The sequence below is a fragment of the Flavobacterium xueshanense genome (assembly GCF_900112975.1).
Lineage (GTDB): Bacteria > Bacteroidota > Bacteroidia > Flavobacteriales > Flavobacteriaceae > Flavobacterium > Flavobacterium xueshanense.
In genome coordinates this window covers 1-14,101 of sequence record NZ_FONQ01000015.1, presented here as the reverse complement: position 1 = coordinate 14,101, position 14,101 = coordinate 1, and the positions used below count along the sequence as shown (strand labels likewise).

General features: G+C 33.6%; 10 protein-coding genes. 6 read left to right on the top strand and 4 right to left on the bottom strand.

The window, feature by feature from the left end:
- Window positions 1-113: 113 nt before the first annotated feature.
- Both BMZ76_RS12720 and BMZ76_RS12715 read right to left on the bottom strand, forming a co-directional pair.
- Window positions 114-695 (bottom strand): outer membrane beta-barrel protein, encoded by a 582-nt coding sequence (locus tag BMZ76_RS12720; RefSeq protein WP_091207271.1) that lies wholly within the window; start codon window positions 693-695, stop codon window positions 114-116.
- Between the two features lie 399 nt (window positions 696-1,094).
- Window positions 1,095-1,901, bottom strand: a complete 807-nt coding sequence (locus BMZ76_RS12715; protein ID WP_167547463.1) for a WG repeat-containing protein — start codon at window positions 1,899-1,901, stop codon at window positions 1,095-1,097.
- A 498-nt stretch (window positions 1,902-2,399) separates the two neighbouring features.
- Here BMZ76_RS12715 and dnaK point away from each other — a divergent pair, with 498 nt between their 5' ends.
- The gene (dnaK, locus tag BMZ76_RS12710) at window positions 2,400-4,286 is read left to right on the top strand and encodes a molecular chaperone DnaK (RefSeq protein WP_091207262.1); all 1,887 of its coding nucleotides are present in this window, start codon (window positions 2,400-2,402) and stop codon (window positions 4,284-4,286) included.
- Between the two features lie 88 nt (window positions 4,287-4,374).
- Here the strand turns inward: dnaK and BMZ76_RS12705 are convergent, their stop codons facing one another.
- The gene (locus BMZ76_RS12705) at window positions 4,375-5,277 is read right to left on the bottom strand and encodes a Brp/Blh family beta-carotene 15,15'-dioxygenase (protein ID WP_091207258.1); all 903 of its coding nucleotides are present in this window, start codon (window positions 5,275-5,277) and stop codon (window positions 4,375-4,377) included.
- A 111-nt stretch (window positions 5,278-5,388) separates the two neighbouring features.
- On the opposite strand from BMZ76_RS12705, the gene BMZ76_RS12700 reads away from it, so the two are divergent.
- Window positions 5,389-6,114 carry a bacteriorhodopsin-like gene (locus tag BMZ76_RS12700; RefSeq protein ID WP_091207255.1) on the top strand — a complete coding sequence of 242 codons (726 nt, stop codon included), beginning with the start codon at window positions 5,389-5,391 and terminating at the stop codon, window positions 6,112-6,114.
- Window positions 6,115-6,376: 262 nt separating this feature from the next.
- On the opposite strand, the gene BMZ76_RS12695 is transcribed toward BMZ76_RS12700, so the two are convergent.
- The gene (locus BMZ76_RS12695) at window positions 6,377-8,938 is read right to left on the bottom strand and encodes a zinc-dependent metalloprotease (RefSeq protein ID WP_091207485.1); all 2,562 of its coding nucleotides are present in this window, start codon (window positions 8,936-8,938) and stop codon (window positions 6,377-6,379) included.
- Between the two features lie 341 nt (window positions 8,939-9,279).
- Here BMZ76_RS12695 and corA point away from each other — a divergent pair, with 341 nt between their 5' ends.
- The 4 genes from corA to BMZ76_RS16215 form a co-directional block, all read left to right on the top strand.
- Window positions 9,280-10,350, top strand: coding sequence for a magnesium/cobalt transporter CorA (corA, locus tag BMZ76_RS12690; RefSeq protein WP_091207252.1), 1,071 nt, complete (start codon window positions 9,280-9,282; stop codon window positions 10,348-10,350).
- 53 nt (window positions 10,351-10,403) lie between these two features.
- Entirely contained in the window at window positions 10,404-12,497 is a 2,094-nt protein-coding gene (pta, locus tag BMZ76_RS12685; protein WP_091207249.1) for a phosphate acetyltransferase, read from the top strand.
- A 1-nt stretch (window position 12,498) separates the two neighbouring features.
- The gene (locus tag BMZ76_RS12680; protein WP_091207246.1) at window positions 12,499-13,698 is read left to right on the top strand and encodes an acetate/propionate family kinase; all 1,200 of its coding nucleotides are present in this window, start codon (window positions 12,499-12,501) and stop codon (window positions 13,696-13,698) included.
- Window positions 13,699-13,795: 97 nt separating this feature from the next.
- Window positions 13,796-14,101, top strand: a 306-nt coding sequence (locus BMZ76_RS16215) for a helix-turn-helix domain-containing protein (protein ID WP_244281814.1), incomplete at its 3' end; no start/stop codon positions are given.

Below are 14,101 nucleotides of genomic sequence, written 5' to 3'. Positions count from 1 at the left end.
GATGTTTTTTTTGAATTAATTAATAGCTTTTGTTTTTTGTGTCTTATTGTTATGGACATAGTTTGCAAAAATGCGCTAACGATTGTGGGATATCAGTGCGGTCGGATATTTTATTATATTCGAAAACCTAATCCAACTTTTAATAGATTTACGTTTGTATTAAATGTTGTATTTGGGGTTTCTTCATCAACTTTTAACTTCACATAATCATATTGAATCCCTATGAATATTTTAGTAGTTATATCATAAGCAACTCCAAAATTAGCATTTATTCCACTGTCTGTTTTACTTGAACCTGAAACATCAAATCCGTTATTTGTTCCTGAAGCATCGAAAACCATAAAAGTATATCCAAATCCTATAAATGGGTGTAATTTAGAAATTGATTCTATTGTAAGTTCAGCAAAAAGTTTTGGTTGAATAAGATATGATTTAACTTTAAAGTCTTGATTCCCATTATTGTCATTAGTGTTGTTTACTAAAATTCCACCATTGATAGATGTTCCAATATTGATATTTTTTATTTTCGAAAATCTATATTTTGCTCCAATGTCAAAAATTCCGTTATAGTTTTCTGCGATAAAATTATCTCCAATTGGAATTGGGTAACTAGCTTCAATGCTAAATTTTGAATCTTGTGAAAATGATTTGATTGATAAGATCAATAGTAATGCTAATAGTAATTTTTGTTTCATAGTTCTTTTTTTATTTGATTGCAACGTTTGTTCACTTGGCGATGTGGCGTATTAAGTGATAATAATCTTTGGTGATATTTATATTATTTGCATACTATTCTGGGAACAGTTTGCAAAACTGCGCTAACGATTGTGGCATATCAGCGCGTTCGGGGTTTGTCCAAAAGAAGCCGTTATTGTAATTAGCTGTATGAATAGACCAATTAGGATTGTTTTTACTGTAAAATGTTTGGAACATTGTTTCATGATGATTGTTGGTTTTAGTGATTGATGTTTTTTTGAGCGAATTAAATAATAGTTTTTGTTCTTTGTGTCTTATTGTTATGGACACGGATTGCAAATCCACGTTATCGGCTTACATTGCTCGTGCTACGCACGCAACGAAATTCTAGCTTGTAGCTAAAGTGTTTTTATCTTGCCTTTCATTTTTTTAAAACTAAATTTTGGTTGATAAATGAATTCTCCTTTCGTATTTATTATTCCCCATTTTTTATTTATTCGGATTTTTGAATATCCTATTTCAAATGGATCAGCCAGATCAAATATGATTGGAATTACTAATACTCCTTGCTTGTTAATGAATCCATATTTGTCTCCCTTTCTAACTTTTGATAGATTGTCTTTAAATTCATCAATAACAACGAATTCAAAATCTGTAAGCTTAGTTCCATTACTTTGAAATAAAGCTTGAAAGTCCCCTTTACTTAATGCTATTAAGCTTTCTTCGAGCCAATTTATATAATCAAATTCATCTGGTATAATTTCTTTTCCTGACAAACTATGAAGACCATATTTCCATTTTACTGAACGAATGTCACCGGCAAAAGTTGTTCCAGTGACACTATCTATTTGTTTTATAGTTTCTAAAATATTATTTCGCAAATTAATCATTCGGTAAACTGGTTCAATCAAAATTTCATTTTTTGAATTAATTAAACCTAATTTATATTCTCCAAAATATTTGGTTCTGTAACCAAATATGAATTTATTGTCTTTTAAATACTTTAAATACTCATATTTGAAAGGTATAACTGTTTCACTTATTGAATCAATAGCTCCGAGAAGATTATTTTGTGCTACTACCGCAAACTTTTCTGAAAATTTACTAGCGTACTGAAATTGAGGAATAATCGTAATTATTCCTTTTGAATTTTTGTAGCCCCAAATAGAATCCGTTTTAAATGGTTTCAAATCTTGAGAAAACAAATAGTTTTGACAAAATATTAATGTCAAGGCTATCAAAAAAATTGATTTTGTTTTCATTTTTAACATTGTTAATAACTTTTATAAACCCGCTACAGACTTCCGCAACTCCACCAAAAATCAGGTTGCTTTGCGCTACAAATAGCATTTTATCGTTCTGCTAATGTAGTTCATTTATTACGAATTATTGATATTGAAATTTTAAAGTAATCGAAAAAAAATAAATGAAGTTAGGAATCAGATTTCCTAGCCCCGATAGCAGCGGCATCCTTTTCTTTTTTTCTTTAAAAAAGAAAAGATACAGCGGAGAGCGGGAATAAGCTCCTAAATCTCCCTTCCGCCAGAATGACAAACCCTCTGAAATGTCAACTTGTCAGATTTTTTCACGCCAATTTTAACATAAACTGACAATTTAATAGGACGTTTTGTATTGGCACAAAGATTGACTTATCGACTTCGAGTCATTAAAACAAGTATACAATAAAATTAAATATATTAAAAATGGGTAAAATAATCGGAATTGATTTAGGTACGACCAACTCTTGTGTTTCTGTAATGGAAGGTAATGAAGCAGTTGTTATTCCTAATGCAGAAGGAAAAAGAACAACACCATCTATCATCGCTTTTGTTGAAGGTGGAGAAATTAAAGTAGGAGATCCTGCTAAAAGACAAGCGGTAACTAATCCAACTAAGACTATTGCTTCTATCAAACGTTTTATGGGTCATTCTTTTTCAGAAGTTACAGCTGAAGCAAAAAGAGTTTCTTATTCAGTAGTAAAAGGGGACAACAATACACCACGTGTGGATATTGATGGTCGTTTATATACTGCTCAGGAATTGTCAGCGATGACACTTCAAAAAATGAAAAAAACAGCTGAAGACTATTTAGGTCAAACTGTAACTGAAGCAGTTATTACTGTTCCAGCATACTTTAATGATGCACAACGTCAAGCTACAAAAGAAGCGGGTGAAATTGCAGGTCTTAAAGTAATGCGTATTATCAACGAACCTACAGCTGCTGCACTTGCGTACGGTTTAGATAAAAAAGGTAAAGATCAAAAAATTGCTGTTTACGATTTAGGTGGAGGTACATTTGATATTTCTGTTCTTGAATTAGGAGACGGAGTTTTCGAAGTATTGTCTACAAATGGTGATACTCACTTAGGTGGAGATGATTTTGACCACGAAATTATTGACTGGTTAGCTGACGAATTTAAAGCTGAAGAAGGTATTGACTTACGTCTTGATCCAATGTCATTGCAACGTTTGAAAGAAGCTGCTGAGAAAGCAAAAATTGAATTGTCTTCTTCTGCTGAAACTGAAATCAATTTGCCATACGTAACAGCTACGGCTTCAGGACCAAAACACTTAGTTAAAAAATTAACTAGAGCTCAATTTGAAAAATTAACTGATTCATTAGTGAAACGTTCTATGGCACCAGTTGCTAAAGCGTTAAAAGATGCAGGTTTAACTGTTTCTGATATTGACGAAGTTATTTTGGTTGGAGGTTCTACTCGTATGCCAAGAATTGCTGAAGAGGTTGAAAAATTCTTTGGTAAAAAAGCGTCAAAAGGAGTTAACCCTGATGAGGTTGTTGCGATTGGAGCAGCTATTCAAGGTGGAGTTCTTTCTGGAGATGTAAAAGATGTATTGTTACTTGACGTTACACCTTTATCTTTAGGTATCGAAACTATGGGTGGTGTTTTGACTAAATTAATCGAGTCTAACACAACAATTCCAACTAAAAAATCTCAAGTTTTCTCTACAGCTGCAGATTCTCAACCAACAGTTGAAATCCACGTTTTACAAGGAGACAGAGCTATGGCAGTTGACAACAAAACTATTGGTCGTTTCCATTTAGATGGTATTCCACCAGCTCCAAGAGGTGTTCCACAAATTGAAGTAACTTTTGATATTGATGCTAATGGTATCATCAAAGTTTCTGCAACTGACAAAGGAACTGGAAAATCTCACGATATTCGTATCGAAGCTTCTTCTGGATTGACTTCTGAAGAAATCGAAAGAATGAAAAAAGATGCAGAAGCTAATGCTGATTCTGACAAACTTTTAAGAGAAAGAGCTGAAAAATTGAACGAAGCAGACGGAATGATCTTCCAAACTGAAACTCAATTGAAAGAATTAGGTTCTAAATTATCTGATGAAAACAAAGTTGCTGTAGAATATGCATTAACTGAATTGAGAATGGCACACCAATCTCAAGACATTCCTGCAATTCAAACAGCTCTTGACAATATCAACGCTGCATGGAAAAAAGCAACTGAGGCGATGTATGCTCAAGGAGAACAAGGTCAAGGAGAAGCACAACCACAAGGGGATGCTGCTCAAGGAGACAATGTTGAAGACGTTGAATTTGAAGAAGTAAAATAATAATTTCCCGTAGAGATGCACTGCGGTGCATCTTTAATGTTGATTTAGAAAACCGTTCGCCTTTGGTGAACGGTTTTTTTTATGCGTTTTATTTTTTAGTTTGTTTTTTACCACGAAACATTTCTGTTATTACTGCTGCATGGGGAAATGTTATAGCAGCTAAAAAAGAGAAAAATAAAGCATTAAAAAGCTGGTCTCCTTTGCACACATAGTAGATTAATGTGATTCCTAGTATTGAAATGAACCAATAAATTCCTGCTGCTCTACAATAGTCAACAAAATATTTCATAGAAAAGGAGCCATTCAAAAATTTAATTTGGTCAATTATAGAAGGAATACTGTGCCACAAGACAAAATAAATAGCGAATCCCCATATCAGACTGGAAGATTTAAAAAGGATTGCAAAGAGAACCAAATAAAAGAATTCCAAAAGCAGTTTACTTCTGATTTTTTCTCTTTTCCAAAACAAATAAGCGCTTAAGCCAATAAAAACGATGCCTGAAATTTGCAAGAGTAAAAATAAAGACTGGCTTGAAATACTAATATTTGCGATGTTCAAGATGATGTTTTCCACTTCACCGGAGTGGAAATTAAACAATAACAATAGAATTACGAATCCGTATAAAAATTGGAACAGTATTACGAGCCATTTTGGAAATTCATGCTGAGTAATAGTCTGCCATTGCTGTTCTCCAAAATGGTACGCACTCACAATAACAAATAATAGAAGGGCCACATGAGGTATTGTATAAAACAAGAGTATACCTGTTAAAACCACAGCAATATAATACCCTAATGTTTTTAGTCTTCCATTGGATTGTTTTGTGGTATCGATATTTTCAATCAAAAGTAAATCATTTGCACCATGCAAAATACCAAAAGTAAAAATTAGGAGGAAACCCAATATAATCTGAAGCTTATCTGTAAAAAAAGAGTCCATCCACAACCCAAAAAAACTGGCTACAATTGCAATATTTGAATAATTTTTCATAAATTTTAATTATTGTTTAAAATTAGTTAAAAAATATTAAACAAAAATAATTTTTTATTGTTTAACTTTTACTATATTTGAGTAAACAAAAACCATTAAAATTATTTATTTATGACAAATTTTATGTTTATTTCAGGATTAGTCGGAAAATTATCCCCAACCGATTACGTAGGGTTTACATTTTTTGTAGGCTGTATGGCAATGATGGCCGCTTCAGCATTTTTCTTTTTATCCTTAAGCCAATTTGATAAAAAGTGGCGAACTTCAGTATTAGTGTCAGGATTAATCACTTTTATTGCTGCTGTACATTATTTCTACATGAGAGATTATTGGGCTTCATTTGGTGAATCTCCAACTTTCTTTCGTTACGTTGACTGGGTATTAACTGTGCCGTTAATGTGTTTAGAATTCTACCTAATACTAAAAGTAGCAGGAGCAAAACAATCATTATTATGGAAAATGATTATTTACTCGGTGATCATGTTAGTAACAGGTTACTTTGGTGAAGTGGTATTCACGGATAGTGCTGCGCTTTGGGGATTCATTTCCGGATTAGCTTACTTTGCAATTGTGTACGAGATTTGGTTAGGCGAAGCTGCGAAATTAGCAGCAGTAGCTGGAGGCGAAGTGCAGAAAGCACACAAAATCTTGTGTTGGTTTGTACTTGTTGGTTGGTCTATCTATCCATTAGGATATATGATGGGAACATCAGGATGGTACAACGGATTTATACCAGCGGGTAATATTGACGTGGTTTACAACATTGCTGATGCGATTAATAAAATCGGTTTTGGTTTAGTAATTTACAGTTTAGCTTTAAAATCTTCAAAAGATTAATAACGTTCTTTATATTACTATTTATTTGTTAAAACCGGACTAGAAATAGTTCGGTTTTTTTGTGTTATTATATGAAACAAAATACCCGACCTATTTTTTAAATAAGTCGGGTATTTTAATTCTATCACTATTGTTATTTATCACGTAGAGACGCACTGCAGTGCGTTTCTCTAACGTATATTTCTAAAAGAAACATTACATTAAAGTCACATTTAACAAAAAAAGGGAAAATGTTGTTTGAACATTTTCCCTTTTTAATTTATTATTTAGGATCTAAAGCTTCACCAATTCTAGATATCAAATCAAGTACATGGTATTTACTAATTCGGTCTGACATTCTAGCGGAAGACATTTTTAAATCATTTTTAAGTGAATTCAATTGACCTCTGGCAATAGAAGGTAAATCTGTTTGAGCTAAATTTACTCTTCTTGTATTGAAACCATATGTTACACCAACTGGTACCGACCTTACTTCTGCATTGCCAGGCTTTAGCAAGCCAATCATTTTGTCTACGTGTAATTTTTGAATGTTTCTGCGATACATATCGATAGAACTGTTGCTTTTCAATTCAGAAAAAATTCCTTTATTCAAATCAGTAATTAATTCGTCTACTGAATAATTGTCTTTACTCACAGTTGAGGTTTCTAAAAGGCGAACCATTCTGTCACCGGCTAACAAGCTAGTTAGTGTTGCATCCTGCATTCCTTTGATAGCTTCAACACCGCTTTCCGGGTTTATTTTTGAAAGAACGTTTTGATCTAATAGCCATTTTGGAGTGGTAAACAATTGAGCATTTAAGAATGCCACAGCATCTTTTTGAATACTTTTTGGCACCACTTGAAACTGATTACCAGACATGTCATAGGTTTTTGGAGAATCATAAATTCCACCCACGTTTTTAGTAACGTGTCCCATGTATCTTCTGAATTGTCCTGTAAGTGCGCCATAAAGCTCATCTAATTCAGCATAACTTTCGCCATCTTCTTTTGTCCATTCTAATAAATTAGGTAGAATCCTTTTTAGGTTTTTTATTCCGTATTCAGAAGCTCTCATCGCATTATCACCAATATCTTCTGTTTGGTATCTTGGATCGTAAGGACTAGTTTCAGAACCGAACCACAAGCGATTGTTTTTGTACGCTTCCTTTGTCATTTCATTTAAGAAAGCTTTCTCTTGCGCTTCATTTTTAGTGTCTTCAAAATAAGAATATCCCCATTTGATAGCCCATTTATCATAATCTCCAATTCTAGGAAATAAAGTTGTAACGTTATCTTCAGGTTGTGCAACATAATTAAAACGTGCATAATCCATAATAGATGAAGTATGACCATTTTTCGCTTGGTAATCTTTATCTCTAAGTTTTTCAACCGGAGTGGCAGAACTCGCGCCCATATTGTGACGCAATCCTAAAGTATGTCCTACTTCATGTGACGAAACAAAACGGATTAATTCTCCCATTAACTTATCATCAAACTTTTTTGATCTTGCGGCGGGATCAACAGCAGCAGTTTGAATCAAATACCAGTTTCTTAAAAGACTCATGATATTGTGGTACCAACCAATGTGGCTTTCTAAAATTTCACCGCTTCTTGGATCGTGAACATTTGGACCATAAGCATTTTGAATTTCAGCTGCGAAGTATCTTAAAACAGAAAAACGAGCATCTTCCAAGCTCATTGTTGGATCATTTTCTGGCCAATATTCTCCTCGAATAGCATTCTTCCAACCAGCTCCTTCAAAAGCGATTTGCCAATCGTCAATACCTTGTTTGATGAATTTTTTCCATTTTTCCGGAGTCGCCGGGTCAATGTAATACACAATCGGTTTCAAAGGTTCAATTAATTCACCCTTTTTTTGTTTTTGTGCATCTTCAGGTGATTTAGGCTCTAAACGCCATCTCACAGCAAATACTTTGGTGTCTGATTTTTGAGATTCTTCTTCGAACACACCGTATTGGTTTGCAAAATATCCTACACGAGCATCAAATTCTCTTTTGCGCATCGGATTTTTTGGCAATAAAATCATAGAAGTATTCATTTCTACAGTAACTACTCCCGCATCTAAAGCGGATGGTAAATCAACTCCAATTTTTGGTGTTAGTGTCGTATTGATTTTTGGGGGTGTTGTTGTAAAGGTTTTTACACTTCTAATTTCAGTGTTTATTGGAAAACTACTTACTTTTGAGATAAACGATCTGTCTTTTTGAAAAGTTTGAATGTTTAATAATTGTTTCTTAATTGGATCCAAAGAAAAAGTTTGAACATCAGCATCGAAAGTTGTTGCTAAATCTACTACATAACCAGTAATCTTTCCAGTTTCGTCTTTTTTGTACGCCAGAACATCATAATTTCCAATGATTGGGTCAGAAGTTGAATTTTTAACCGCCTGAGCCATTGGTTTATCTTCATCCGGAGTCATAATAACGTAAGTAATTGATCGAAGCAGGATGTTGTTATTTAATCCTTTTTCCCATCGAACCACCTGTCTGTTGATTTCTTCTCCACCAAAAATTCCGCCACCGGCAGGAGTCTTAGAATATCGGGTAATGGTCATCATTTCGCTTCCTAAAATAGCATCTGGAATTTCAAAAAGGTATTTGTTGTCTATTTTATGAACATCAATAAGTCCTCTTTGCGTAACTGCACTTGAATCAATGACTTTTTTGTACGGTTTAGGTTCTTTCTTGGCGTCAGAAGCCTTGGTATCTACTTTGGCAACAGCATTTTTATCTGCTTTTCTTTTTTTCCGGCTTTGAGCGAATGTCTCTGGAGCTGAGAAAATCAAGAGAAATACAATAAATAAGGTTAATTTTTTTTTAAGCATTTGGTTCAACATAAAATAGTTAATAATTAGTTTTCAGTGAATAAATAGGAGAATTTTCTATTTATTCGGCATTAATCTTCAAATCTATTGATATATTTTTAAAAATATATATATTGAAAATTCAATTTTAAATAATTAACATAAATTAACATTCGTTGAATACTTAGTTATTTACTATGCTGACATGATTTTTCTCATAGAAGAGATGGATATTTCTGTGTATTTTCACCTGAAAATTAAAAAATAGTGAAGCATTATTTTTGATTTTAGCAATGCCAAAAGGTGGAAGTAGCCGTACTTTTGATTTTTTATTGTATTATTACTTTATAAATGATTTTTGAATGAGAAAAATTAAATACAAGAAAGGAAGGAAATTGCAACCTTATAATCTGGAATATACAGGGATTCACAAAACCAAAGATTCAGAGATGCAATTATTTGTTTACGATGATTTGAATTTGGCGGAATATGAGGATTTTAAGGTTTCTAATTTAGACAACTTTATAGAAAAACAAAAAACAAATTGGGTAAATATTCACGGTTTAAATAATGTGGAATGGCTAAAATCTATTGGAAATTATTTTAAAATAGATAATTTCATGTTAGCCGATATTTTAAATACAACAAGAAGAACTAAACTTGAAGAATCACACGAATTTTTATTCTTTAATATCAAATCACTTTTGCCTGCAGAACATTCAGATAATATTAGTGTTGAACAAATAAGTTTTTTGATAAAAGATGGTGTTTTAATTTCTTTTCAGGAAAAAAGAAGTGATTTTTTTACTCATATTCGGGAACGGATTCGTACGCATTCCGGTTTAGTGAGAGAAAAAAAAGCAGATTATTTATTGTATATCCTTCTGGACGCTATAATGGAAAATTTCTACATAACTTTAGAAAATGAAGAAGACAAAGTAGAAGATTTAATTAATCTGACCAAGAAAAGTGTAGATCCAATAATTTTAGAAAACATTGAGAAACACAGGGATAATTTTAATTTTCTGAAGCGTTCGATCATTCCGTTGCGCGATTCTTTGTATGATATTAAAAGTGTCAAGGACGACAATATATTTAATGCTATGGAATTAGATACTTTCAGCTTTTTTTCTCGATTGCATCAAAAGAGTTTAGAACTATTAGAACAAATTGAATCGGATATGGGGTCATTAGAAAGTGCGTCAAATTTCTTTTTTTCGGCACAAACCCATAAGATGAATGAGATTATGAAAACGCTCACCATCGTTTCGGCAATATTTATTCCGCTTACTTTTATTGTGGGAGTTTATGGTATGAATTTTGAAAATTTACCTGAACTAAAATATCAATATGGGTATCATACTGTCATGGGATTCATGTTTTTGATTGTGATAGGAATGATAATCTATTTTAAAAAACGCCGTTGGTTTTAATACTTAAAAAGCAATATCTCCAATTTTTTTTGGAATTAAATTAAAAATAAAAAATGAACAAGGCCATTTATATAGCGACAAGCGAGCAAAATAGCGGTAAGTCTATTGTCACACTGGGACTAATGAGCATGCTAATTGGTAAAACTGCCAAAGTAGGTTATTTCAGACCAATAATTGAGGATACCGAAGAAGGAGGATTTGACAATCATATTGAAACGGTGTTAGGTCATTTTGGTTTGGATATCGAGTTTGAAGATGCATTTGCCATCACAAAAAGTAAACTAATTAAGAAAAAAAATAAAGGAAAAATAGGGGAGGTTCTCGATTTGATTATTGAAAAATATAAGAAATTAGAGGAACGTTTTGATTTTGTTTTGGTCGAAGGAACTGGATTCAGTGGCGAAGGAACGGTGATAGAATTAGATATGAATGTTTTGATTGCTAAAAATCTTGGAATCCCAACCATTATTGTAGGTTCAGGAGTCGGTAAAACGCTGGAAGAATTATTGGACAGTTTGTATCTCGCTTATGATTCATTCAAAGTGAAGGATGTGGAGGTCTTGGCCGTAATTGCGAATAAGGTGCAGCAGGAAAATATAGAAATAGTTACGAATGGATTACGAAAAACTTTGCCTGAAAGCGTAATGGTAAATGCGATTCCATTAATCCATAATTTGAACAACCCAACAGTACAGGAGATCGTCAATGAGTTGGATGCCAAAGTTTTATTTGGTGCCGCTAATTTGAACAATCAAACGGGAAATTTTAGCGTTGGCGCCATGCAATTGTGTAATTATTTGTTGCATTTAAAAGAGAATAGTCTGGTAATTACTCCCGGAGATCGTGCCGATATTATTTTGGGAGCTTTGCAAGCCAATGAATCTGTAAATTATCCCACAATTTCCGGAATTGTTTTGACAGGGAATATTTTGCCGGAAATCAGTATTTTGAAATTGATAGAAGGACTTTCGACGGTTGTTCCAATTATTGCCGTTGAAGAGGGTACTTATTTTATCACCAATAAAATAGGATCTATAAAGTCTAAAATCTACGCAAACAACAAGCAGAAGATTGAAATTTCTATTACCACTTTTGAAAAATATGTAGACTTAGACAACTTGGCTGAAAAGCTGATTACTTTTGAAGCAGAAGGAATGACGCCAAAAATGTTCCAGTATAATTTGGTAAAAAGAGCCAGAAAGCACAGAAAACACATTGTTTTGCCAGAAGGAAACGATGAAAGAATTATTATTGCGGCTTCTCGATTACTAACAATGGATGTGGTTGATATTACGATTATTGGTAACAAAAAACAAATAGAAAGCAAAGTCTCAGAACTAGGTTTAGAGTTCGATTTCTCAAAAGTTGACATCATTAATCCAATAGAATCTAAATATTATGATGATTATGTAAACACGTATTTTGAGCTGCGAAAAGCAAAAAACGTAACTGTAGGAATGGCTAAAGATTTGATGGAAGATGTTTCGTATTTTGGTACGATGATGGTCTACAAAGGACATGCTGACGGAATGGTTTCTGGTGCTGCACATACTACGCAACATACCATTTTACCCGCGTTGCAATTCATTAAAACAAAACCCAATTCATCAGTGGTTTCCTCGATATTTTTCATGTGTTTAGAGGACAGGGTTTCTGTTTTTGGAGATTGCGCCATTAATCCAAATCCTACTGCAGAACAATTGGCTGAAATTGCCATTTCATCTGCTGATTCCAGTTTGGCTTTTGGTATTGAACCAAAAATCGCCATGCTTTCCTACTCATCCGGTTCTTCAGGAAAAGGTGATGAAGTGGATAAAGTGCGAACAGCGACTGAAATAGTGAGAAAAAAACGTCCCGATTTAAAAATTGAAGGGCCTATTCAATATGATGCCGCCGTAGATATGGAAGTGGGGAAAAGTAAAATGCCAAATTCAGAAGTGGCAGGACAAGCAAGCGTTCTAATTTTCCCGGATTTAAATACAGGAAATAATACGTATAAAGCGGTGCAAAGAGAAACGGGTGCATTAGCAATTGGCCCAATGTTACAAGGACTGAACAAACCCGTAAATGATTTAAGCCGCGGTTGTACGGTTGATGATATCATAAATACTGTCGTGATTACGGCGATTCAAGCACAAGGATTATAAAATGAAAATATTAATTGTAAACTCAGGAAGTTCCTCTATAAAATACCAATTAATCAATATGCCCGCGAATGAAGTAATTTGTTCGGGGATGATTGACCGAATAGGATTGGAAACTTCAAATCTAACGTATGTTACGAATACTACTAAATTAGAAGAAACGTTGCCTATTGCAAACCATAAAATAGGTTTGGAGAAAATTGCCAAATTACTGATGGATGAAATAGTAGGAGTGATTAAAAGTACGGATGAAATTGAAGCGGTCGGACATCGCGTGGTGCATGGCGGAAGCGCTTTTTCGAATACCGTAATTATTACCAGTGAGGTAAAAGACAAAATCAGACAACTTTTTGATTTAGCACCCTTGCATAATCCAGCGAATTTGGAAGGAATAAATGTGGCCGAGGAAATTTTCAATTCGGCAATACAAGTAGCTGTTTTTGATACTGCATTCCATCAAACGATTCCAATTGTGGCGCACAAATATGCATTGCCGAATTCCCTTTTGACAGAAAATAAAATTCGTGTTTATGGATTTCACGGAACGAGTCATAAGTATGTTTCAGAAAATGCGATTCATTATTTGAAACAGAATTCTATAAATAAAGGCTCGAAAATTATTACGATACATTTAGGAAATGGATGCAGCATGACAGCCATAAAAGACGGAAAAAGCATTGACCATACGCTTGGTTTTGGTCCTATGAATGGTTTGATAATGGGAACCCGAAGCGGAGATGTAGATCAATCCGTGATTTTTTATCTAGTTAACTCTTTGGGTTACACGCTTGATGAAGTCAATACGATGTTACAGAAACAAAGTGGAATGCTTGGTCTTACCGGCTATAGCGATTTGAGGGATGTTGAAGCGAATGCAGCGAAAGGAAATGTTGATTGCCAGTTGGCTTTAGATATGAATGCCTATCGAATTAAAAAACATATTGGTTCGTATACGGCAGTTTTAAATGGACTTGATGCTATTGTTTTTACGGCAGGAATAGGAGAGAATTCCTCTTATATTCGAAAACTGGTATGTACAGATATGGATTATTTCGGAATAGAATTAGACGATTCTAAAAATGAAATTCGTTCAAATGAAATTCGGGAAATCAATACACCCGACTCGAAAACTAAAATATTAGTTATTCCTACCAATGAAGAAATTGAAATAGCAAATCAGGTATTTGAATTACTGACAAACTAAGAAAATAATCAACTTGAAAAAAGCTTCTGTAAACAGAGGCTTTTTTTATTTACATTGTCCCGTCCTGAAATAGGTTGTCACTCAAACAACTTAATTTATGGAATCACAATCCCCGCAAAGACAAAAACGTAGTCAACGAGATTACAGCCTAGCTTTTAAATTACAAGTAGTTGCCGAAGTAGAAAAAGGCGAGTTAACCTATAAACAAGCTCAAAAAAAGTATGGAATTCAAGGTAGAAGCACTGTTTTGGTTTGGATGCGAAAACATAGTATCTTAGATTGGAAAGAATTACCATCTATGTCACAAAAGAATACTCCAGAACAACGAATAAAAGAGCTAGAATCACTACTTTCTAAGGAAAAAGAAAAAGTACATGTCTTAAATGTTGCTATAGACATTGCC